The organism is Bacillus inaquosorum (genome assembly GCF_023238325.1).
Lineage (GTDB): Bacteria > Bacillota > Bacilli > Bacillales > Bacillaceae > Bacillus > Bacillus inaquosorum.
In genome coordinates this window covers 1,935,593-1,957,653 of record NZ_CP096592.1, presented here as the reverse complement: position 1 = coordinate 1,957,653, position 22,061 = coordinate 1,935,593, and the positions used below count along the sequence as shown (strand labels likewise).

Annotated in this window: 24 protein-coding genes and 1 pseudogene; 10 read left to right on the top strand and 15 right to left on the bottom strand. The window is 37.6% G+C overall.

Annotated features, from left to right (window positions below; translation table 11 throughout):
• From M1M80_RS09760 to M1M80_RS21615, 7 genes are all read right to left on the bottom strand, one after another.
• A complete protein-coding gene (locus tag M1M80_RS09760) occupies positions 1-807 on the bottom strand; it encodes a hypothetical protein (RefSeq protein ID WP_060398703.1) in 807 nt (268 codons plus the stop codon).
• Between the two features lie 155 nt (positions 808-962).
• Positions 963-2,180 carry a Ger(x)C family spore germination protein gene (locus M1M80_RS09755; RefSeq protein ID WP_060398702.1) on the bottom strand — a complete coding sequence of 406 codons (1,218 nt, stop codon included), beginning with the start codon at positions 2,178-2,180 and terminating at the stop codon, positions 963-965.
• Positions 2,170-3,261 carry a spore germination protein gene (locus M1M80_RS09750; RefSeq protein WP_060398701.1) on the bottom strand — a complete coding sequence of 364 codons (1,092 nt, stop codon included), beginning with the start codon at positions 3,259-3,261 and terminating at the stop codon, positions 2,170-2,172. The genes M1M80_RS09755 and M1M80_RS09750 overlap by 11 nt, the downstream gene beginning before the upstream one ends.
• Positions 3,262-3,290: 29 nt before the next feature.
• The gene (locus M1M80_RS09745) at positions 3,291-4,853 is read right to left on the bottom strand and encodes a spore germination protein (RefSeq protein WP_080429013.1); all 1,563 of its coding nucleotides are present in this window, start codon (positions 4,851-4,853) and stop codon (positions 3,291-3,293) included.
• A 241-nt stretch (positions 4,854-5,094) separates the two neighbouring features.
• Positions 5,095-5,895: a chromate efflux transporter gene (chrA, locus tag M1M80_RS09740; RefSeq protein ID WP_060398699.1), complete on the bottom strand. Its 801-nt coding sequence runs from the start codon at positions 5,893-5,895 to the stop codon at positions 5,095-5,097.
• Positions 5,896-6,075: 180 nt separating this feature from the next.
• Positions 6,076-6,264, bottom strand: coding sequence for a hypothetical protein (locus M1M80_RS09735; protein ID WP_060398698.1), 189 nt, complete (start codon positions 6,262-6,264; stop codon positions 6,076-6,078).
• Between the two features lie 22 nt (positions 6,265-6,286).
• A complete protein-coding gene (locus M1M80_RS21615; RefSeq protein WP_080429012.1) occupies positions 6,287-6,493 on the bottom strand; it encodes a hypothetical protein in 207 nt (68 codons plus the stop codon).
• Between the two features lie 98 nt (positions 6,494-6,591).
• Here M1M80_RS21615 and M1M80_RS09730 point away from each other — a divergent pair, with 98 nt between their 5' ends.
• Positions 6,592-7,026, top strand: a complete 435-nt coding sequence (locus tag M1M80_RS09730) for an SRPBCC family protein (protein ID WP_060398696.1) — start codon at positions 6,592-6,594, stop codon at positions 7,024-7,026.
• Positions 7,027-7,072: 46 nt separating this feature from the next.
• Here the strand turns inward: M1M80_RS09730 and M1M80_RS09725 are convergent, their stop codons facing one another.
• Positions 7,073-7,471, bottom strand: coding sequence for a hypothetical protein (locus tag M1M80_RS09725; protein WP_060400025.1), 399 nt, complete (start codon positions 7,469-7,471; stop codon positions 7,073-7,075).
• A gap of 317 nt (positions 7,472-7,788) precedes the next feature.
• Here M1M80_RS09725 and tatAC point away from each other — a divergent pair, with 317 nt between their 5' ends.
• The 5 genes from tatAC (at position 7,789) to M1M80_RS09695 (ending at position 10,482) form a co-directional block, all read left to right on the top strand.
• Positions 7,789-7,977: a twin-arginine translocase TatAC gene (tatAC, locus tag M1M80_RS09715; protein WP_003238227.1), complete on the top strand. Its 189-nt coding sequence runs from the start codon at positions 7,789-7,791 to the stop codon at positions 7,975-7,977.
• Between the two features lie 177 nt (positions 7,978-8,154).
• On the top strand, positions 8,155-8,379 hold the full coding sequence (locus tag M1M80_RS09710; RefSeq protein WP_003238229.1) for a hypothetical protein: 225 nt from the start codon (positions 8,155-8,157) through the stop codon (positions 8,377-8,379).
• Between the two features lie 257 nt (positions 8,380-8,636).
• Positions 8,637-9,008, top strand: coding sequence for a YoqO family protein (locus M1M80_RS09705; protein ID WP_060398695.1), 372 nt, complete (start codon positions 8,637-8,639; stop codon positions 9,006-9,008).
• 134 nt (positions 9,009-9,142) lie between these two features.
• A complete protein-coding gene (locus tag M1M80_RS09700; RefSeq protein ID WP_119913869.1) occupies positions 9,143-9,865 on the top strand; it encodes a YrpD family protein in 723 nt (240 codons plus the stop codon).
• A gap of 404 nt (positions 9,866-10,269) precedes the next feature.
• Positions 10,270-10,482 (top strand): hypothetical protein, encoded by a 213-nt coding sequence (locus M1M80_RS09695; RefSeq protein WP_003238233.1) that lies wholly within the window; start codon positions 10,270-10,272, stop codon positions 10,480-10,482.
• 30 nt (positions 10,483-10,512) lie between these two features.
• On the opposite strand, the gene M1M80_RS09690 is transcribed toward M1M80_RS09695, so the two are convergent.
• Together M1M80_RS09690 and M1M80_RS09685 are read right to left on the bottom strand one after the other, a co-directional pair.
• The gene (locus M1M80_RS09690; protein ID WP_060398693.1) at positions 10,513-11,088 is read right to left on the bottom strand and encodes a hypothetical protein; all 576 of its coding nucleotides are present in this window, start codon (positions 11,086-11,088) and stop codon (positions 10,513-10,515) included.
• A gap of 839 nt (positions 11,089-11,927) precedes the next feature.
• Positions 11,928-12,767: a thymidylate synthase gene (locus M1M80_RS09685; protein WP_060398692.1), complete on the bottom strand. Its 840-nt coding sequence runs from the start codon at positions 12,765-12,767 to the stop codon at positions 11,928-11,930.
• A gap of 818 nt (positions 12,768-13,585) precedes the next feature.
• On the opposite strand from M1M80_RS09685, the gene cotU reads away from it, so the two are divergent.
• From cotU to M1M80_RS09670, 3 genes are all read left to right on the top strand, one after another.
• Positions 13,586-13,867 (top strand): spore coat protein CotU, encoded by a 282-nt coding sequence (cotU, locus tag M1M80_RS09680; RefSeq protein ID WP_084995832.1) that lies wholly within the window; start codon positions 13,586-13,588, stop codon positions 13,865-13,867.
• 177 nt (positions 13,868-14,044) lie between these two features.
• Entirely contained in the window at positions 14,045-14,326 is a 282-nt protein-coding gene (locus M1M80_RS09675) for a spore coat protein CotU (RefSeq protein WP_104010180.1), read from the top strand.
• Positions 14,327-14,544: 218 nt separating this feature from the next.
• A complete protein-coding gene (locus M1M80_RS09670; protein ID WP_060398690.1) occupies positions 14,545-15,159 on the top strand; it encodes a VanZ family protein in 615 nt (204 codons plus the stop codon).
• Positions 15,160-15,250: 91 nt separating this feature from the next.
• On the opposite strand, the gene dutA is transcribed toward M1M80_RS09670, so the two are convergent.
• The 3 genes and pseudogenes from dutA to M1M80_RS09655 form a co-directional block, all read right to left on the bottom strand.
• Complete coding sequence (gene dutA, locus M1M80_RS09665) at positions 15,251-15,685, bottom strand: dUTP diphosphatase DutA (RefSeq protein WP_003238248.1); 435 nt, start codon at positions 15,683-15,685, stop codon at positions 15,251-15,253.
• 18 nt (positions 15,686-15,703) lie between these two features.
• Positions 15,704-16,107 (bottom strand): annotated as a pseudogene (locus M1M80_RS09660) (DUF2691 family protein); the annotation flags it as partial.
• 460 nt (positions 16,108-16,567) lie between these two features.
• Positions 16,568-17,983 carry a sugar porter family MFS transporter gene (locus tag M1M80_RS09655; protein WP_060398689.1) on the bottom strand — a complete coding sequence of 472 codons (1,416 nt, stop codon included), beginning with the start codon at positions 17,981-17,983 and terminating at the stop codon, positions 16,568-16,570.
• Between the two features lie 473 nt (positions 17,984-18,456).
• Between M1M80_RS09655 and M1M80_RS09650 the strand changes: the two genes are divergently transcribed.
• Positions 18,457-19,092: a thermonuclease family protein gene (locus tag M1M80_RS09650; RefSeq protein ID WP_060398688.1), complete on the top strand. Its 636-nt coding sequence runs from the start codon at positions 18,457-18,459 to the stop codon at positions 19,090-19,092.
• Between the two features lie 449 nt (positions 19,093-19,541).
• Here M1M80_RS09650 and M1M80_RS09645 read toward each other — a convergent pair whose 3' ends face one another.
• Together M1M80_RS09645 and xylB are read right to left on the bottom strand one after the other, a co-directional pair.
• Complete coding sequence (locus M1M80_RS09645) at positions 19,542-20,240, bottom strand: glycoside hydrolase family 11 protein (RefSeq protein WP_060398687.1); 699 nt, start codon at positions 20,238-20,240, stop codon at positions 19,542-19,544.
• Between the two features lie 287 nt (positions 20,241-20,527).
• Positions 20,528-22,027: a xylulokinase gene (gene xylB, locus M1M80_RS09640; RefSeq protein WP_060398686.1), complete on the bottom strand. Its 1,500-nt coding sequence runs from the start codon at positions 22,025-22,027 to the stop codon at positions 20,528-20,530.
• Between the last annotated feature and the right edge of the window lie 34 nt (positions 22,028-22,061).

Genomic DNA, 22,061 nt, shown 5'->3' with positions numbered 1-22,061 from the left:
TCACTTCTTTCTTTTTCGTTTTGTGTGCCAGGCACTGGGGAGCTGAAGACTAAGAACACCGCTTGCCGCAGAACACACACACAACAGCATCGATAATAATATCTCGGAACCTACAAAAGCGAATCCAGCAAAGATACAAGCCTGGCCGGCATGAATGATCCATTTTCTTTTTAAAGGAATCAGCCATAACATACCCATACCTATCTCCGCTGTTCCTGCAAAAATGCTTGTTTCAAAACCTGTAAAGCCTTGATAAAACCAAAACAGACTGAAAAACAGACATATTATCACATAGACGATAGCAGATCGAATTGTGTGTTTGGGATGTTTATTTTGCTCGATCCAAAGCCTTAATGCATCAAAGCTCCATGCAGTCGCCCAGCCAAGCAGCGGCCGAAATAATAAACGATCGATCCATTTTCCCGGCAGTCCGTAGGCTGTTTTATATTGGTACTGTGTTAAAAAAGTAATTTTCCCGTTATCTTGCTGTATGTACTTCCAGTAGCCGCTGCCGTGCTGAATCAGAGATAATGGATGATCAGAGCCAAAAGCCAGTGAGGAAACTCTTTCAGATGAACCTTCGTTGATAACACCAACTGTTTCTCCTGTACCTGATACCTTTAATCCAAAGCCTATCCTTGTTTCGTAAAGAAACTTCTGCTTTTCGTATGGCTGCTTATGCAAATATGTGATATTTGAAAACCGGAGGTCCCATTCCTTATGCAGCGATGGGTTTTGTGTATATTCCCAGAGCTTATCCAGATCAGATCTCATTTCGATTTCTACATAAATCGGTTTCTGTCTCACAGCCCCTCCTCCCTTCTATTTCAAGCAATTCCTATATTAGCATATTGACCATTTTATAAATGCTTTCCTCCCAAAAAAAGTATATTTCAATCCCGAAAAATGCATAGAAAAAGAAGAGATGTTTCTTCTCTTCTGATTTTAAGCACCTATTTGATTCATTGCTGTGTTTTAACCGTTCCATAATGAGTAATTGTGGCGTTAACGCTGTACGTGATGGTAGCCTTACTGAAGGTGTCATCCCAATTATTTTTCACCTTTTTCCATAAGTCCGGATGTTCAAGTCTTAATGATTCATCAAAACCCGCAACATCTGCTTTATAATCATCCTGAAGTTTTTTTAATACATTACCGACTATTTTCTTTACTTCGTTTTCAGTATTCGTTTCAATACGTTCTAAAAACTGGGTGTCCAAAGTCTCTTTTGTGTTCCAGTTTTCAACCAAGTCCCCTTCTGATTCAATATCGACATGGAATGAAATATCTGTTCCTTTTACTATGGGCTTGATTTTGCTTTTTATATAATTGATATCGTACGCAATCACCTGTTGGCTCTTTTTATCATAACTTTTGACAACTCCGCCTTTTCCTTCCCCGGCAATCCATGTAATCCCCTCCGTTTCATATTCATTTAAAGTGCCAATCATTTTTTTAGACTTCCCGTTTATTACCGCCGCTCCGGAATACTTGATTGCTCCATTCGCCGCGACCACATTTTGCAGTAAAAAGCTGCTGCCAGAATGAAGTTTGCCAATTAGTTTCGCGAGTGTCACAGGGGGAAGAATTCTTGAAACTTTATGTTCATTTTCACCTAATCCAACCAGCCGAAATGCCGGAATTTCACCGCTCTCTTTCAGCTGGAGGGCTTCCCTCGCCTCCCCTTTTGCAGATAAAACAAGACAGCTCAGCCTGATTTCATTATCACGAAAAAATTGATCCAGCATTTTGTCGATAGGATATGTACGCAGCACATCTTCACTCATGACAACAACTTTTAAATGCGGGCTAAACACTTCACGGTCCCTTCTTAACGCAATCTCGCTTCCAATCTGCTGTAACGAATCCCCTGTTTCACTAATATTAATATACGCTTTCTGCGCCCCTTGCCCGCCACCGTCTCCACTGCTTGTCCCTGCACCTGCCGCTTTTTCATTAACAAATTGATAGGTCAGCGTAATGTTGTCTTTTTTCGGATAGCTCCCGCCTTCTTCTTTTAATTCTTTCTCAGTGTTTGTTTCTTTCCCTTTATCAATTGCGATAGCGAATGTGAGACCCAGCTCTTCTATTTCCCGGCTGCTCCAGCACCCTGTTACACAAATCATCAGCAGACATAATATGACGATAGCGGGCAGTGGATGTTTTATTTTACTTTTCACCTCTTTTCCTCCATTTCGATATAACTAAAAGCAAAATCGGCAAAGCGCCAAATATATACAAAGCCGTATGACTGACCATATCACCCAAAATAAACACATCATTTTCATTTTTCGGCATGCAAGAGAGGATATAAATAACAGGAAGCAGCCCAAACATACATGAAATGGGTTTCTTTTTGAAAACTTGCGAGACTCCTAAAGATGCTGCATAAAAAGTGATAATAAATGTGGCAAAAAGCTGCATAATCCAAATGACTAGCAAAAATGATTCAAACCGTTCAAAAATTAAACCCGGTATTTCAAAACTTCTCATCAGGTCAAGTCCCGGCCATGTTCTCGTTACAACACCATCAACTGACAGTGCACCGATGACCATAATCAGGGTAATCATATAAAAACACGTTACAACCCCTGTGCCCATGAACACCGCTTTTACTGCATTCTTCGGCTTCTTCATAAACGCTACTAGAATGAGCATAATTTCTGAACACGTAAATGAAAGTGTCGTTGTCTTAACTCCTTTGAGGACCGGCATTATTCCATTACCTAATACAGGGCGTAAATTGTTGATCTCAAATATACCTATACTCATGAGGGCTACAGTTAAAAAGATGATAACCGTAATCGGAAAGATCATTTCAAATAGCCGGGCAATTGGATCGAGCCCTTGTGTTATCGAATAAAGCCCAATCCAAAGAACTGTCATAATAATGGCCCAAAACGGTGTCCCTTCAAGGAGAAAAAACTCCACAATTTCGGACATGACTCTGACTTCAAATGCACCGAGTGCTAGAAAATAAGTAATAAAAACAATACTGATCAAACGGCCGAGCCATTTTCCTACAATATGTCCGGAGTATTCATAAAAGGTTTCCTTAGGATACTGCTGGCTTAATTTAACTATAATTATCCCGGCTATTACCGCAATGCCCCCGCCTAATAAAACTGAAATCCATCCATCAGGAGATTTCGTTTGTTCTGTTACTGTCCGGGGGAGTGTAAGAACTCCGGCGGCAAGCATATAATTAATGATGATAATCGTTGCCTGAGCGGTTGTGATTTTACTGGTTGGGCTGAACATGAGACTTTATCACCATCCTGTCGAGTTCGTCACTTCACCCGTTTTGTATTATCTGTATTCATCATTTTAGGCCGGCGCTTCATGACTAAAAGAGGCATTCTGATGACGAAGTCTTTCCAATCTTTCAAATGATAAGGAACTGCCGGACTTGCGTATGGGACACCAAAACTCTTTAGCTTTACGACATGGCTGCTTAGAAGCAGATAATACATAATGACACCAAATAATCCAAACACCGCAGCGCAAAACATCGCGCCAAAGCGAAGCATCCGAAGTGCTATGCCTGTACTGTAATGCGGGATGGCAAATGAAGAAATTGCAGTGAGCGCAACGACAATGACCATAATTGGACTGACAATCCCTGCCTGCACAGCTGCTTCTCCGATGATTAATCCGCCAACTATGCCTATTGCAGGTCCGATCGGTTTTGGCAGACGCACCCCCGCTTCTCGTAAGATTTCGATTGCAATTTCCATAAATAAAGCTTCAATGATGGAGGGGAACGGAACACCCATACGCGTCCCGGAAATTGAAATTGCCAGTTTGGTCGGAATTAACCCCGGATGAAAAGAAATAAATGATATATATAAAGCCGGCGCAAATAACGTTATGATTGCCGCAATGAACCTCAGCAATCTGATGAGCGAGCTTGGGAACCACCGTTCATAATAATCTTCAGGCGATTGAAGCACCATGCTGAAAGTGACCGGAACAAGCAAGGCAAACGGCGTACCGTCAAGCAGAATGGCTACTCTGCCTTCCATTAATCCGCTTATAACGCGATCAGGCCGTTCTGTACTCTGCACTTGCGGAAAGGGGCTCAAATAATTATCCTCAATTAACTGTTCAACGTAGCCTGATTCCGGCAAATGATCTATCTCAATCCCTCTCACTCTTTTTTTTACTTCCTCGACCACTTTTGGATCTGCAATGTCATTCATATAAGCGATGATTAAATCCTTTTTTAGCCGTGTCCCTACTTCAAATTTCTGCAACGTTAATTGATCATTTTTTCCTTGCTGTCTTAAAAGAGCTGTATTCGTACTCAACTCCTCTGTAAAGCCCGTGCGCGGCCCTCTGACAAGCGCTTCTGAAAGCGGCTCCTCGATACTTCGATTTTGTTTTTTTACTGTTCCCAGAAGAAAGGCCTGCGGCATTCCATCGATAAGAAGCGCTGTTGAACCCATGAAAACATTCAGCACGATATCACTGATTTTCTCTGATTCTATAACATCACTGATTGATACGATTTGATTCTTTATAGATTGCGGAGTAAAAATGTCTTTGCCGGAATGAGAAATTTCATCGCTTACCTGATGATGATTCATGATTAACGCTGATAGTCCTTTATTAATCATATCCTGATCAGACAATCCATCAACAAAGATCAATGCCGATTTCACATGTAAATGAGTGATCTCAAGTTCCCGGATATGAACGTCTCCGTTATGTCCGATCTTTCTTTTTACTAGCTCAATGTCGTCTTCAAAGTTACCGGTTAACACATCATGGTCCTGCTTTTCAGCTTTTGAATGATCTGATCCTTGATGCTGCTTCTGTGTTTTGTACTGATTGCTCCGCCACCTCATGATTGCACCTTCTTATGTATGAATCCAAGTAAACACTTTATAGATTGCATATGGAACGAGAAATACAACTAACGCTTGAAACCATACTGTCCAGTCAGTAAGTGTTGATACCATGTTATCCATCTGTCAATTCCCTTCTCTTTCATAAGATTATTTTTCCCATACATCTATTATTTATGTTCGTCTTTTTTCACAATAAAAAAAGCATGATGAACGTCTTCATCACGCTTTAGAGAAATCAATGTTAAAGAATGCTCAGAAGAAAGCCGCCAATCACACCGGTGACTACAACTACCCAAGGAGGCAGCTTCCAATAAGCAAGCATACTGAACAATACGGCCGCAAACGCAAAATCAATCTGATTCAAAATCGCACTTGTCCAAATCGGAAAATAAAAAGCTGAAATTAAAACTCCGACTACCGCTGCATTCACTCCTGCAAGAGCTCCCTTTAGTTTAGGATTCCTCCGCAAAGTATCCCAATATGGCAACGCACCTAAAATAAGCAAAAACGCAGGCAGGAAAATGGCAATGGCGGCTAACGTTCCTCCCTGCCAGCCGCCCATGACCGCACCAAGATAGGCGGCAAATGTAAATAACGGCCCCGGCACAGCTTGGGCTGCACCATAACCTGCTAAAAATGCTTCTTTACTGACCATTCCAGCTGGTACAAACTCCTGTTCCAATAGCGGCAATACAACATGTCCCCCGCCAAAAACCAAGGACCTCGCCCTATAAAAGCTGTCAAACATAGAAAGCCAGCGCAGTGTAAAGCCGAGAAATGAAACGACACCGCCGAGTAATCCGCCACGCATAACACCAATCCCAATCCCGACTTGGCTGCTCGCCGGTCCAGGCAAGAACTGGCAGAAAGTAACCAAATCAACATAGCTTTTTTGATCCAGCCATTTTCTTTTGCGAATATATTCTTCATAGAAATAACCCAGATGAGCAATGGGACCTCCGAATGATGTAAACCCAAGTCTTGTTGAAACAATTAAGATTTCTATCAGAGTTTTAAAGCTGCTGCGCTTATGTTCGTGCATCTCTTCCTCCACATGTTCTCATCATTTTAAAAAAGTATACTAACCACTTAAGTATAAAAAACTGAAACATGTATGCAAGTGCTTGTTTGAAAATGATGCAGAACAAACGGAAAAATGCTGACACTCCTTACCTTTTAAAAAAAAAGACTCAAAATGAGCCTGTTTGCAGTCGGGAATAGACTAAAATTCCAGTTTGAAGCTTTCTGCCTGATCTGAAACTTCCACAGGTATCCCCATTATCGTTTTCGGTTTTGAAACGTAAACAAAGCGCATCTCTTCCTCTAATTGCTGAAACGTTTTTTTACTGACTACAATTCTAGCCGGCTTTCCTGGGCTGTTATCAATAGCTGCTTTGATTTTTCCAAGCATAAAAAACCTCCTGTTTTAGATTCTAAACCAGAGATATAACCATAATGAGATTAATGACAGCTAAAACTCCTGAAACATATGCTATACGTTTGCTTTTCCTCCAGAAAAACAATACATTGGCTAATAAAACAAAACTGATGAACGCATCAAATCCTCGCAGAACGATTGGGCTGAACAGGATTTCTGGTTCAAAAATAACCATTGCTACTGCACAAACAATCATGTTCATCAACAGACTGCAGCATAAATCATACAAGCTATGGACATGATCTTATTAGTTATAATATGATTAAAATGAAAAAATATCATATGTCAAGAGGTAACAAAATGGATCAAAATCATCAGAATACATTACCCGATATTACGAAAAACATTACCCTGGAGGCACCTATTCAGAAGGTCTGGGAGACAGTCTCGTCTTCAGAAGGCATCGCCAAGTGGTTTATGCCCAATGACTTTCAGCTGAAAGAAGGACAAGTATTCCACTTGCAATCACCGTTTGGACCGTCTCCTTGTAGAGTGTTGACTGTTCAAGTTCCCACTGAACTTTCTTTTAAATGGGATACAGACGGATGGGTCGTTACCTTTCAATTAGAAGACTTGGGAGAAAAGACGAGGTTTACCCTTATTCACAGCGGATGGAAGGAGCCAAATGAAGTGATCGGCAAAGCAAACGAGAAAAGCTCCATCATTCGCGATAAAATGGATGGAGGCTGGACAGGTATTGTGAATGAACGGCTTCGTAAGGCTGTCGAAGAATAAAAAAGAGAGAGTATCTCTCTTTTTTGTTTTCGAAAGTCTAAGTCCATCAATCATAAAACGTAACGGTTTTTGATTTACCAGAGTAATCGGTAACAAAGAACTCCGCCTTGTTATTGCTTCCATCTACAAATTTCCCGATACTGCTAAAGGTATGACATTCTCCGGGCGAAAAATAATTTGCCCCTACATAATCATCAGGATTATCACCGGCATCATCTTCATATAGGTGCAGCGAAACAGAAAAAGGAGTGCTTCCTGAAAGACATACTCTAAAATCTCCTCCGCTCGAATACACTGTCGGACTTGAATAAGTATATGTGTAAGTCCCCAGCTTATCCCACTCTCCAGCTCCAGTGGTTCCCGCTTTTTCTGCTTGTGCCGTTAATGGAAAAACCGCAGCGAACCCTAAAACAGACAGGAATCCAATTACCTTAGTGTATTTCATCATCCAGATCTCTCCTCTATTTCAATCATAGCAAGTCACAGTACTATACGTAGTCATTTCTTTGTGCCTGATATGCCATCCCGTATGGCAGCGATATGATCCCTATAGCCTCAACACAGCATTTGATCCAGCTCACCTCCTCGCATCTTTTTGTTAATGGCATTGGACATTATATTCTGCAGCAGCCGTTTTATGAATATTATCTCAACACGCCTGCTGGCGGTTTTTAAAATGTTCAAAATAAACGTATTTCCATTTAAACCGCCATCTCTTATAATTTGTTTAGAAGGTTGAACTTCAATCAGGAGGAAAAGAACATGGAATTAAGCTTCACAAAAATACTCGTTATTTTATTTGTAGGCTTTTTAGTATTTGGTCCTGATAAACTGCCGGCGCTTGGCCGTGCTGCTGGTAAAGCCTTATCAGAATTTAAACAAGCGACCAGCGGACTGACTCAGGATGTAAGAAAAAGTGATTCAGAAAACAAAGATGACAAACAAATGTAGGATAAATGATTTGGCCGATGAAAAATCGGCCTTTTTATTTTGATTTGTTTCTGTGTCACCTGCCTCTTTTTCTATGAATTTGGACAGCCCTTTTTTCCCTTTATGATTTAAATTGTCCAATCCGCACAATCTATTCGCCATATAATAAAGCGTATTAACAATAAAGGAGGAGTATATATGGGTTATTACAAAAAATATAAAGAAGAGTATTATACGGTCAAAAAAACGTATTATAAGAAGTATTACGAATATGATAAAAAATACTATGACCACCATGATAAAAAATATTACGACTGTGATTATGACAAAAAATATTATGACCATGATAAGAAATATTATGATCACGACAAAAAAGACTATGATTATGTTGTAGAGTATAAGAAGCATAAGAAACATTACTAAACTCCATTAACATCTCCTCGTTTTCCTTTTTCCCCGGCTAAATGCCGGGTTTTTTTGTTTGACCATTGTTCGTATAATCTGAAGCTTCCCGCCTTTTTTTATGTAGACCTTAATGACTGAATCTGAATTTAAAATGAATATTTAGTACATAGTTTAATTAGTTTATATAGAAGTATATTTATCCCGCTTCCAAGTATTGCAGTTATAATGAAAATTTTGTAAACTCTTTGAGGGTCATACATAAAGGGAGAGATTGTTTGTCTAAAAATAAAGTATTTTATCTCATTTTACTTTGTCTATTTATATCAATTGTCATGAAAAGCTTTGATGTGATAAGAATGATTGCCAATGTTAGCTGCTTTGTTTTCGTTTTGCTGTACGTTAAAGAGGAAATAAAAACATATACACGTAAAGCGTTAGCGATCCTAAGCATTTGTTTTCTTTTCTTAGTCGGTTTCTGTACTTTTATTATTTTGAAAGGACAAGCAGTTATAAAAGATCACCCCTACCTTACCGGCTGGGAAACGATGGCGATCGTTCTCTTGATTATCGTTTCTATAAACACTTGTGCTTTTATTTTGAGGAAGGTTTCAAATCGGTTAAAACGATTGAAAACAGATAGATTGTAGGAGCAGTTTCTCTACATAAACAATCCAATATGAAATTTATGAATAAAATGAAATATTTTGTTGATTTATGTACATAAATCAAGTTCCAAAATAAGGTATAATGAATGACGAAACCACTATCAAAAGGGGGAATTTTGTTGAAAAAAGTATTGATTGCAGGTGCAGTAGGAACAGCAGTTCTTTTCGGAACACTTTCATCGGGTATACCAGGCTTGCCCGCGGCAGACACTCAAGTCGCAAAAGCGGCCTCCCAGCTGCCTAAGGGGATCGGCGGCCGCGCCTACCTGAACAGTTCTGGCGCAGTTTTCACAGCTAAAATTAAGCTGCCTGACACCGTAAAAAATGATGACTCGGTCTCTACGCCTTACATTTATTCAGGCTTTAGCGCAAAAAGCGGAACTGAGGCGGATATCGGGCTTCAGTACAGCAAACAATACAACGTCTGGAAGCCCCTCATGAAGGTTGGGTCCAAAAATGAAGAAACATACATCGAAGGAAAAGACAAATTCACATACAATAAAGGCTTCCGTCCTGGAAGCACAGTCCAAATGACAATCTATAAAAATTTGAACGGCAATACACGTATGACCCTATGGGGAACGAACAATGACGGTTATACCGGACGGATTATCACGGAAATTCAAGGAACCAACATCGGCACGATCTCAAAATGGAAAACACTTGCTACTGCGGCTGTTTCTTATGAAAGTCAGCGTAATGCCATCAAAGCAACTTTTTCAACAGCTTTTAACAATATTACAATCGACAATAAAGCTGTCACACCTGTCGTAGATACACAAGATTACGCAAAGGTTGCTGTTTCAGGAAATAACGTTACGATTTCTGTTAATAAATAAAGTAACAAAAGACCGCCGGCATTGCCAGGCGGTTTTCTTATCATTTTCCATCCTCATAAAGAATTCCGTTCGGATTCCAAATCCTGTAGAGATTTACGAACAGAAGCACTTTCCTTTTCTAAGTTTTTCATGATTATAAAAGAGTAACAAACAAAAGTTGAAATTTTGAAATAACTTTGGTATGATTAATTCAATTACTATTGAACTACATAAAATTAAAAGCCCCTCATTTGTGGGGCTTTCAATTATTCTTTTAATAAAATAAGTACCTTGAAGCTTAGGTTGACAATTACACTAACAGAGTTGCAATGTTGGGTCATTCCTCGATTATTATAAAGTGAATTATCGAAATCTTCAGCTCCTTTGTTTATTTATATCATATTTTAATATAGGGTGGAATTTGTATGAAATACGGAAAAACAGGTCTTTTTGGGATTATTTTAGTTATTATTGCTCTTCTGGTATCAATGTATTTTATGTTTAATACAAAAGCGTTGATACCTGCTGGATACGATCTGGCTATTCATGGAATTGTTATTTCAAGAACATTAATGATTGCTTTCACTTTGTATCTAGTTTCAAAATTAGGGTATTTTCTTCTTAATAAAAAAGATTAGCTTCAAAAGCTAATCTTTTTTTATATGAAATTAATAGTTTTTTAGAGCATATTCTCCATACATAGGTTTTTTAACTACGTATTTTTTCTTTGATACACATTTACCGGTAACAATATCTTTAAGACAGTTGTATCCTTCTTCTACATTATACCTAACTCTATATGCCATATAAACTCTTTTATTAGCTCCAACATTTAGAGTATATCCTTTAGAGCTAGCTACAGAGCCTGCAGTAGAGATTCCTAAACCACTAATAGATCCGCTTACAGTTGTTGTAAAAGTAACTGTTTTGTTTGCAGTAATGGATCCCCCTTTACTCCCCGTTGCTATATTATCAGAAACTCTTTTAAAGCTAGACCAGCTTTTATATGTTTTAACATTCATCTTAACATTACGAAAATCGTTCACAAATTGCGCAGTAAACTCCCCGCCTCCTGAGTTACTTGTTAAGCCAGTTGACTCGTTTGCAAATACGGTATGCACTTGTGATTCAGTTGAGACAGGCTTGTCTGCCCCTTTTTCAGCAGCTAATACATTGCCATTAGGAAAAGCTAAGATAAAAAGAACTATGGAACTAATGGCTAACTTACAAAAAACTTTTTTCATCGACAACAGTCCTTTCTATGTATTCATTTAGTACCATATAAGTATACAATTTCTAGAAATATATTTAAATGGTTATTTTCAAATATTAAGAATATTTTTAATGGAAATATAGAGAAGCAAGGGTTACAGTATAATACTGTAACCCTTGGTATAATATTATTTGACATGGTGCTTGTTCACCATATTCTGCCGAATTTCAGACCAAGTTCACTTAGAAATGGCATGAACACAATTTCGTGCTAAAAAATATGAAACTGCCCCCTTTAATTATGGTTAAGGGTAGATTCATATCTTCTTTTGGTTGCATTTAGTCAAGGACCAAAAGTATTGCATTTCAACCCTCAAAGTGCACAAAGTAATCGTATTTTCGATCTTGGTCTTTTAAGGTAAAATATGTATATGTTAATATTAGGTTTACACTTTAGCTATTCAAATGTTTAAGAAATCTAGAAATGTTGATGAAAATGAACCTTTATTTAGTTGTAGCTCTTGTTATTTCAGTTTTTTTGAATGTGATCTTATGTATCCAGTTAGCAAAATACAAAACCAGTCATTCCACTAATATAAGTTGGAAAGAAAGGATGGGACTCGACAATCCCTTTACAGCTATTGTATGGGCTTTTCTTTGCATTACAATATTCTTGAGCCTTATGGTATTATTTGCAGCAATTAACACCTTATAAATCCAACCGGCCTTTTCATCGTTCATTCAATTTTTTCAGACCAAAGAATCCGTCATTCTCTAGTACGCAAGACCATCTAACGCTTTTCTGACAATCCCTTTGCTTCGATTGCGCTCTAATTTTGTTTTCTTTTTAATGAACAATAAAGAAGCAGCATTAAACTGCTACCTCAAATGAAAGCCTGTCCCCATGTTTATAGTTGATTAACTTGAAATCATCAATGGAAAAGTCATAAAAATCTTTGACTTCAGGATTGATCCATAATTCAGGTGCTTCAAACTGCTCTCTTTCCATTTGGATTTTCAAATTATCTATATGACGTGTGTACACATGGCAATCACCAATGTTAAAGATATATTCACCAAGCGCATAACCAGTCACTTGAGCAATCATGCGCTGCAAAACATTGTACTGAAATACATTGAAGGGATTTCCCAATGCCATATCATTGCTCCGTGCTCTTACCTCTAGGTGGAGTTTTCCTTGCTTAGCATACCATTGCGTCTCGTATACACATGGTGTTAAGGCCATTGAGTCTAATTCATCAGGATTCCAAAGCATTGTAATGTGTCTCCGTGAAGATGGGTTGTTCTTCAATTGATGCAGAAGATAATCAACCTGATCTACCTTTTCTCCATTTAGATTTCTGTTTTTCTTGCCCAGCTGGAATCCATATGCATGTCCGATGCTGCCATCTTCTTGTTTCCACTGATCCCAAATATGTACGCCCATTTTGTTTAATTCAGTAACATCGTTAGATTTAAGCTGCCAAATCCAGAGCAATTCTTTAATGGCTGTTTTCCAGGCAACTTTTTTTGTCGTTAAAATAGGAACTTCTGAGTTGTCGAATCTCATTTGCTTACTGATGATGCTTAGTGTGTGAGCCGGTGTTCCATCAGAGTCCCACTTTGTTCTTACATTAAATTCTTCGTCTGAGATTCCATTATTTAAAATATCCTTGATAATTGAATTGTATTGTTTATCAAATTGGGTCATGACTGTTCATATCCTTCTTTCTTTTTCAGTTTCTAGGCATTTCAAGAAATGATTTTACGATACCAATTTTATCGCAAAAACTATGCATGTGCAGATAAAATGAGATTGTGATTCCAATCATTGTGTGCTTAAAGAGGAGTTAGCCCCCTCTTTTACACCTGTATTTCCTCATAACATAGTCTGTCACATAGCTCATAGTTACCGCCAGTTTGAAACATACACCGTTGATAACATCGTTGAGGATTATAAGAGATGATTTGATATTGAGGCATATGAAAATTAAAATAGTAAGGTGTCTGTGTGTACCAAATTGGATATTGTCTAAACAATTCCTCCATTCGCTCCCCTTGGCTTAATGCATTGTATTTACCTCAATATCAATTGTCATTTGTCCATGTGAAATTGGGCTTTGTTTAAAACAAATCCCTCTAATTTCATTCCTTTGATCATTGCACTTTCTTTTATTGTATTTGGTAACAGATCATTCCCTCTTTAAATCGTTTTGACTGGTTTTACTGATTGTTGAGCTTCCAAAGCAGCATCAGAAATAATATCATAGAGCTCCTGACTTTTAACCAAGCAAATATTCTTCAGCATTTTCTTCAAATAGCGAAAGTCCCTCTTCTTCTCCATACACTTTCATCTAATTTATTGTAATTGAATCCATTCTCCTGCTCTTATTTTAATAAGTAATTTATCCATTTTGTTTTCAGAAAGTTTTTAAACAGCCTCTTTTTACAATTATTATTTCATTTGACTATACCATATCATTGAAACTTCATATATTAATTTCGATTAGAATAAAAGGAGGGCTTTAATTGGGTTATTACAAAAAGTATAAAGAAGAATATTACACTTGGAAAAAAACGTATTACAAAAAGTATTATGATCATGATAAGAAGCATTATGATTGTGACAAAAAATATTATGATCATGATAAAAAACATTATGATTGCGACAAAAAGTATTATGACCATGATAAAAAACATGATCATGATAAAAAGTATTATGATGATCACGATTATCATTATGAAAAAAAGTTTTATGATGACGATGATCATTACTATGATTTTGTCAAATCATATAAAAAACATCACTAAATCACTTAAACATCTATTTATTCCCCCGGTGACATACCGGGGCTTTTTTATTTTTGTTTTCAGAAAGTATTTTAAACAGCCTCTTTTTACAATTATTATTTTATTATTTCATTTGACTATACCATATCATTGAAACTTCATATATTAATTTCGATTAGAATAAAAGGAGGGCTTTAATTGGGTTATTACAAAAAGTATAAAGAAGAGTATTACACTTGGAAAAAAACGTATTACAAAAAGTATTATGATCATGATAAGAAGTATTATGATTGTGACAAAAAATATTACGATCATGATAAAAAACATTATGATTGCGACAAAAAGTATTATGACCATGATAAAAAACATGATCATGATAAAAAGTATTATGATGATCACGATTATCATTATGAAAAAAAGTATTATGATGACGATGATCATTACTATGATTTTGTCGAATCATATAAAAAACATCACTAAATCACTTAAACATCTATTTATTCCCTCGGTGACATACCGGGGCTTTTTTATTTATGAAAACATGTCATTAACTTGGCTTTAAATTAGTTTCATTTGTAGTTTTTATTTGCCCTGTCCTACTTTTTATTCTAGATAAAAGTATTCTTTTATTGAAATCTGAATCTTCCCTTTTCCCTATTTATGTTAAAATGAGTTAAAAAGGAAATTGTGGTGTATTTATGCTCGACTCAGCTTTTCTCTTGCCATACTTAATGGTTCTTTATTTTTGCTTTATATTTTATAGACTCATAAGACGAGTCCTTTACAAAAAAAGCCGGCTGTCCATACATAAACATATCGTTATCTTTTGTTTATTGGTTTACTTTTTCAACTTGATTAGTGTTACATTATTCCCTATGCCAATAGATGCTGATTTAATTAAGGATATGAAATACGACTTTTATATCCCATTCGTATCAGGAAATAACTTTATCCCGTTTTACTTTTTTGTAGATGTTTATCATGAAGGACTGCAATATTATGTAATTAGATCAATTGGAGGAAACCTAATATTATTCCTGCCAGTTGGCTTGTTGTTTCCTCTTTTATTTAAGAAATTAAATAACGTAAAAAGAATTTTGCTAACTGGATTTTTCATATCTTTGTTTATTGAACTAGCACAGCTTTCGATTTCAGTGTATATAAGATCTGTTTACAGAAGTTTTGACGTAGATGATTTAATTCTTAACACCTTAGGAACTGTGATAGGGTATTGGCTCTTTTTCATTTTAAGCATGTTTTATAAAAGAGTAACTTATCGCTTTAAAAGTAATACCTCAATAAACATTGAGTAATTTTTTGATCTATCCATAAGGTAATATGTACCTTGTCTGTAACCTCCATAAGGTCAATTACACAACATGAAGGCAGCCAAGGTTTTATTATTTACTTCGTTCCCGTAGAACCGTGCCCGCCTCTATCTTCATTCCCTAAACGCTCAACTTCAATTAATTCAAGTGCCGGCATTTTTTTCATAATCCTAAATTGACAGATACGGTCTCCCTTTTTAATTTCTGTATCACGTAATGCGTAAGCAGGAAAGAACCAAAAATCGTTGTCTCCCTTGTATGACTCATCAATTACCCCCATTGAGTTTGTTTGAATAACGCCAAAATTCTTATATGTACTTGAACGGGGAACGACATGTGCTTCGTAACCCTCAGGCAACTCCATTGCTACACCTAATGGGACAAGTTTAAATTCATCTTTTTTCATTGTTACATCTTCGGCAGCCCGAAGATCAATCCAATCTCCTTGCTCAATTTTGCTGATTCTTGTTTGTGTTTCATCTAGATATTTGATTTTAATTTGCATTGTCATATGTATTACTCCCTTTAATTATAGAATTATTATACGTAAGGCCTGGCTTGTGTCATTGTCATCAGTTATAAGTTGAACCTCTTCAAAGTCGTTCTTTAAAGCATTAATGAAAAGCTTTTCAATGACATTTCTGTCTTTACAGTATATCGAAACATAGCTGCTATCTGCCAACAATAGGACAAGTTCGCAATCACTGTCAACAAACTCTTCGTATGTCTGGACTAGATCAACCGCTTGTCCAAATGGATATGCTTGCAATTCAACGAAAATGGTATAGTACTGATTGGTTTTTAAGTGATTCGCAAAGACTGCCCCTTCAACAACTGAGTTGTCTTTGAAGAATTCCTGATCATCTAGCTCCCATCTGTTACAAAATAAGTTTCTCCCCTCATTTTCCACATATAATGAGTGATTTCGAACGGGATCATTCACCCCTCTCTAAAATCATACTCAACTGTTAGGTTAGCGTAACAAGAATCGACTGCCGTTTGATACCGCTCTTCTTTCTTATAACTCACTTACTTTACAAATTTTAATTAGTTCTTCTAATTTAATCATTCTCATTATTTTATCACTTCCCTATCAAAAATAATTATTGAAAGGTTTTGCTGTTCTCCACCAATTCAAGCACTACGTTTAACTTCTCTGAAAACCATTGTAAATAAACGGTTTATATAGAGTAGAACTTTAATCCAATAATCACAAGAGTCAGGCAAAGTTTTTAGACCGGCCGACTCCATTTATTTTTTATTTATACAACACAAGAAAGACAGCCAAAATAATCTGACTGTCTTTTGCAAAACGATTGGTTGTATAATTTGCTTTGCTATGTACTTGCGTAGTGGGAGTACTCTTTCAGTTCAATGATTTTATTATAAATAATTACACCTCAATAACTGACTTTTCAGGGGTATCTTTAACGTGTCGAGAACGAAAATGCTCTTCTAGTTCTTCAAGTGTACGCCCCTTTGTTTCCGGCATGCATTTGTACACAAAACCGATTGCCAATACACCCAAAGCGACGAATATAAAGAATGTAAAAGACAAACCTGCAGAGCTAAGCAAAATCGGAAAAGCAAAACCGATCATAAAGTTTAATATCCACAGAAAAAAAACACTTATTCCAGAACCAAGCCCTCTTAATCTTTGAGGGAATATTTCCGCAATGACCAGCCAAGTCACAGGGCCTACGCACCCTTGCATAAAGGCAAGAAATAAAACGGTCAAAGAAAGTACAACATAAGGGAGTGCTGCAGATCCATCAAGCAATATTGAGAATATTGCAATGAATAAAAGTGCTGTAGTCGTTCCCGCCAAACCAATCAATAATATTGGACGCCGGCTCACTTTTCCGACCAGCCAAATCCCAAATATAACTGCTATAACTGATATCAGCCCATTCCCAATATTAGCGATTAAAGCCGCTTTTGTACCAAAACCAGATTCTTTAAGGATTTGAGTGCCATAATACATAATCGAGTTAACACCTGTAATTTGATTCACTATGGCAACACCGATTCCAATCAGTAAAAGACGGCGCAGCCATGGTGTAGAAAAGTCCTTGAGTGATGCCTTCTCTAGTTCTGTATCTTTTTCTACCGCTGCTTGAATTTCTCTAAATTCAGCTTCTGCACGCTTATCTTCTCGAATTTCTTTAAGAACACGCAGCGCCTCACTTTTTTTCCCTTTGGAAGTTAGCCATCTCGGGCTTTCTGGCACCTTGAGCATACTGGCAAATAACATGATAGCCGGAACGGCACAAAGGGCAAGCATGTATCTCCAAACATGTCCGGTATTTGCCATTGTAACGCCAAGGATCGCATTAAAAACATATGCTAAAAATTGCCCGCCGACAATCATTAGCTCATTTTGGGTTACCATACGTCCTCTCTTCTCATGCGGTGCCATTTCTGCCAAAAAGGCCGGAACCATCGCTGAAGCTCCACCAACAGCCAGCCCGAGCAAAAAACGAAAGATCGCCATGATTGAAACATTAGGGGCTAATGCTGTTCCGAGAGATGCCAGGAAGAATAAAAAAGAAAGATGAAGGATCATTTTCCGGCGGCCATAGCGATCAGCTAATCTGCCGCATAACAACGCTCCAAACGCCGCACCTAATAAAAGAATACTTGTCACAAGCCCTTCTGTAACCGGTGTTAAATGAAGCTGATCTGATCTCGCCATAAAAGGTAAAGCTCCATTTATAACTCCGGTGTCATATCCAAAGAGAAGCCCTCCAAATGTTGCTGAAATCATAATTAATTTCAATCTGCGATTTTGATGTTCATTCATATCCATTTCCCCTGCCTTTATTAAGAATACTTAATAATTTCCTTTCGGTATGGCTATTGAAACAAGGATATAGAGTTTTAACTAAAAATAAGATCGTTTGAAAATCATGTCTATCTTAGATTTCCGACTCTGCATTTGTAATCGCTTTCACTTTTCACCAAAAAAAAAACACAAACCCTTAATTGTTATGTTGTAGTGATGTTTTTGTCACTTTATTGTCATTTCTGATATTATCATAATTCCAAAAGCGTTTTAAGTCAATAAAATTTTCAGAATTATTTGTTTTTATCTTTTCGAGGATATGTTTTGGTTATTTTATTGGCAAGTTCATATTTTACCGTTTGTAAATTCATTGTATGAAGCTCCCATGAAGTTATGGGTATATCCATTCACAAAAAATGTCCATATCGTTATAATGATGAAGTTAACCGATTAAAAGAAAAGCATACAAGAACTTACTTGCTAAAGAGGGAATCAAAATGAAGAAAGTTTTAATGAGTATTATCACATTGGTTTTAACCATGAATTTGGCAGCCTGTGGATCAAATCACGCAGAAAAAAGCCATTCAAAAACGAATGAAAAAGAACAGGTCTCTCAAGGTACTCCATCTAATGATGATAAACAGCAAGAACAAAAGGCTGGCACTTCATATTCAAAAAAACATAAGAAATTAGCGGATGTTACATTAGATAGAGCAGTGGATGGAGATACGATTAAGGTTATTTACAATGGAAAGAAAGACACAGTTCGCTACTTGCTCGTTGATACACCTGAGACGAAGAAACCGAATTCTTGTGTTCAGCCGTACGGTGAAGATGCGTCAAAACGAAATAAAGAATTGGTCAACAGCGGTGAGCTGCAGCTCGAGTTCGATAAAGGCGATCGAAGAGATAAGTATGGAAGACTGTTAGCTTACGTTTATGTTGACGGCAAATCTGTTCAAGAGACATTATTGAAAGAAGGGTTGGCCAGAGTAGCATATGTATATGAGCCAAACACCAAATACATAGACCAATTCAGACTAGATGAGCAAGAGGCAAAATCAGAAAAACGTTCAATCTGGAGCAGGAATGGATATGTGACTAATAGAGGATTTAATGGCTGTGTGAAATAGAAAGACCCTGGGGTTGAATAAGCAACAACAAAGCAGAATGCAACTTTTAAAGAATTGAGTGAAACTTCTAATGCAAATGAAAATAAAACTTCTTATGCTGCAGCGTCAACTGGAGGAACAGAAGCGTTTGCAAATTGAATTAGAAAAAAAGCTCTGGCTTGTCTAGTTTCCATTCTGCTTACCAAGCTAAAACAGACAGAGATCATGACAACTATGCCTGTTAAATTTTCTGCTGTGTAAGTAATGCCAGAGATCTGTATATTCCTAATAGTTAGAGTTAATCCTGCTTTTTAAACATGAATCTTGTTGACTAACGTAAAAACAGCTATTTAGATAATAAAAAAGCACCCTTCACGTTAAGGTGAGGGGATATTTTTGTATGAAACTTACTTTCGGTTTTATCGTAAATCAAGAATTCGGACTGAAACACGAATCAAAACTTAAAAGGATTAATTTCTTTTTCCTCCAATACTCAGTACATTAGTCGTTACATTAGCACTGCCATTACTTTGATATCCCTCTACCGTAAGCGCGGTTTCATACATCTTACCCATTGGCATTCCTAAGCTTTCCCACTTCTTGAAGTGTTCGCTGACAGATACAGTTCCGCTCGTTCGTTTTGTCTGGCGGACACTCCAATACTGTTTAAAGGTTGCGATACCTATAATAGAAGGCTGGTTGATTCGAATCGTTTCATAAATGTCATATGTGCCTCCATCAACAGTAAAACTACCCTTCGGCGTTCCGGTCGGTCTATAGGTGCCCCAATTATCGACGATATAATATTCAACGAGCGGGTCCTTCGTCCATCCATACACACACAGATAGGAATTTCCGCCTGGATTGAAGGTTGCGTTATAATGAATTGATATGTTTCCAAGTTGTGAGTGAGTCTTGGTAGAGTCGAATTTCTTGCCTTTTCGAAATAACGCATTCCCGATGTTATTCCACTGGGCACTAAACGCGCCGCCGCTATTGAGCGTCATACTGGTGTTCCCGTGATCCTTCCACAGTTCATAGTCATAGCCATCGTGGGAGCCGGTTTGATTTGAGGTGATTGTAGTTGCCGCCTGTGCGGACCATGCAGGTAATGTCAGCGCTAGACTAAATAAAACTGCTAACAAAAACTTCATTCTTTTTTGTTTCATTTGGTATGCCTCCAGTTTGATTAGATTGTATTTAGGTACCGTAATGTTTTGTTTACTCACCACCTTTCACAAGGCAGTTATATTATTGTTCCTGCTAACCTACTAAAAAGTTTCGTTTATCATGTAATAGCTTTATGTTTTTGATGGGAAATAGAATGGAGCAACTGATTTTTTGATGCCGCTTTTAATTTGGTTACCAGATATATAAACCCAATGATGAATCTGTAGTGAGTCATCAAAGGGCTTTGATGATGATTAGCCGTTAATTGTTCTTACGTCATTTATCATTAGTTTTTTCGAAAGCTCTTTAAAGCTGTATTTAGATCCTTTGTGTGAGTGTAAATTTTTTTATACAAATCGAATAGTGTTTTGTATTTTTGAACATTTTGTTCCTTTGGATAAAATGCAGCAGCCTCACGAATGAACTTCTCTGCACATTCTTCAAGGGATTCAAACCACCCACTTCCAAAGGCAGCTAGCATCGCAGCCCCCAAGGCTGGACCTTGTTCATTTTCTAACTTGATCACCCTCGCATTGAAAATATCAGCTTGCATTTGCAGCCACGTTTCATTTTTAGCTCCCCCGCCAATAGAAACAACAGTATGAACTGATTTCCCTACTTCGCGGAATAACTCAATTGATTCATGTAAAGAGAATGTGATCCCTTCCATTATCGCCCTCAAAAAGTGCTCTCTTTTGTGGGCTCCATCCATTCCGATCAAGCTTCCCCGAATAGAAGAATCAGCATGCGGCGTTCTTTCACCAACCAAATAAGGAGTGAATAGCAGTCCATTTGATCCTATCGGAATAGATTCTATCCCCTGCAATAATTGCTCAAACGATTCGTTTGGTGCAAACGTTCTTTTAAACCAGTCTAAGCTGTATCCTGCAGCGAGTGTGACTCCCATCGTATAAAAAGAATCTTCTTTTCCATGATTAAAAAAGTGCACTTTCCCTTTAAAGTCTCTTTCTTTGCCTTCTTCGTAGGAAAGTATGACCCCGGACGTCCCAATACTGCATAATGTTTTTCCAGAAGAAAGAATACCGGCCCCAATAGCACCGCAAGCATTATCTGCTCCCCCAGCGTACACTTTTGTTTTTTCTAACAACCCGGTCTTCGCCGCAACGTTCGGAAGCAGCGATCCTACACAATCATGAGATTCAATCAGCGGAGGACAAATACCTGCAGAAATACCAAATTGATTGCAAATCTCATCGCTCCACTCCTTGCGGGTCATATGTAAAAGTGAAGTGCCTGCTGCATCGGAGTATTCGGTGTGAATGACACCAGTCATACGGAATCTCACATAGTCTTTCGGAAGCAAAAAAACAGCAATTTTTTTAAAAAGTTCAGGTTCATGTTCCTTCACCCATAACATTTTAGGTAATGTAAACCCTTCTAGAACACGGTTTTTTGTGATGTCAAGCAGATGATCGCCAAATGTCTCGGTCATCCTGATACATTGAAGCGTCGTTCTGGTATCATTCCAAAGGATTGCATGGCGTAACACCTGCCGATCTTTGTCAAGCAGTACTAATCCATGCATTTGTCCCGAATAGCTTATCCCGTCAATATCCTTGGCTTGAACGTTGGATTTAGAAACCAATTCAGCCAATGCATTAATTGTTTGCTGCACCCAGTCTTCAGGATTTTGCTCACTATATCCCGCCTTCTCTTGAATGAGCGGATAACTTTTGGACGTTTCTGCACAAACCTTGCCGTTTTGATTGACTAAAATGGTTTTAACAGCACTTGTTCCAATATCTATTCCAATGACATACTTCATTTTTTCACTCCTTAACCTTTAAAAAACCATTCAC

Bases quoted from the DNA above. Each gene is read 5' to 3' on its own strand.
- M1M80_RS09685 (WP_060398692.1), bottom strand. From the start codon at position 12,767: ATGACCCAATTTGATAAACAATACAATTCAATTATCAAGGATATTTTA.
- xylB (WP_060398686.1), bottom strand. From the start codon at position 22,027: ATGAAGTATGTCATTGGAATAGATATTGGAACAAGTGCTGTTAAAACC.
- tatAC (WP_003238227.1), top strand. From the start codon at position 7,789: ATGGAATTAAGCTTCACAAAAATACTCGTTATTTTATTTGTAGGCTTT.
- dutA (WP_003238248.1), bottom strand. From the start codon at position 15,685: ATGACAATGCAAATTAAAATCAAATATCTAGATGAAACACAAACAAGA.
- M1M80_RS09650 (WP_060398688.1), top strand. From the start codon at position 18,457: ATGAAGAAAGTTTTAATGAGTATTATCACATTGGTTTTAACCATGAAT.
- M1M80_RS09670 (WP_060398690.1), top strand. From the start codon at position 14,545: ATGCTCGACTCAGCTTTTCTCTTGCCATACTTAATGGTTCTTTATTTT.
- M1M80_RS09690 (WP_060398693.1), bottom strand. From the start codon at position 11,088: ATGAAAAAAGTTTTTTGTAAGTTAGCCATTAGTTCCATAGTTCTTTTT.
- M1M80_RS09645 (WP_060398687.1), bottom strand. From the start codon at position 20,240: ATGAAACAAAAAAGAATGAAGTTTTTGTTAGCAGTTTTATTTAGTCTA.
- M1M80_RS09735 (WP_060398698.1), bottom strand. From the start codon at position 6,264: ATGCTTGGAAAAATCAAAGCAGCTATTGATAACAGCCCAGGAAAGCCG.
- M1M80_RS21615 (WP_080429012.1), bottom strand. From the start codon at position 6,493: ATGAACATGATTGTTTGTGCAGTAGCAATGGTTATTTTTGAACCAGAA.
- M1M80_RS09750 (WP_060398701.1), bottom strand. From the start codon at position 3,261: ATGTTCAGCCCAACCAGTAAAATCACAACCGCTCAGGCAACGATTATC.
- M1M80_RS09695 (WP_003238233.1), top strand. From the start codon at position 10,270: ATGAAATACGGAAAAACAGGTCTTTTTGGGATTATTTTAGTTATTATT.
- M1M80_RS09655 (WP_060398689.1), bottom strand. From the start codon at position 17,983: ATGGATATGAATGAACATCAAAATCGCAGATTGAAATTAATTATGATT.
- chrA (WP_060398699.1), bottom strand. From the start codon at position 5,895: ATGCACGAACATAAGCGCAGCAGCTTTAAAACTCTGATAGAAATCTTA.
- M1M80_RS09730 (WP_060398696.1), top strand. From the start codon at position 6,592: ATGGATCAAAATCATCAGAATACATTACCCGATATTACGAAAAACATT.
- M1M80_RS09710 (WP_003238229.1), top strand. From the start codon at position 8,155: ATGGGTTATTACAAAAAATATAAAGAAGAGTATTATACGGTCAAAAAA.
- M1M80_RS09725 (WP_060400025.1), bottom strand. From the start codon at position 7,471: ATGAAATACACTAAGGTAATTGGATTCCTGTCTGTTTTAGGGTTCGCT.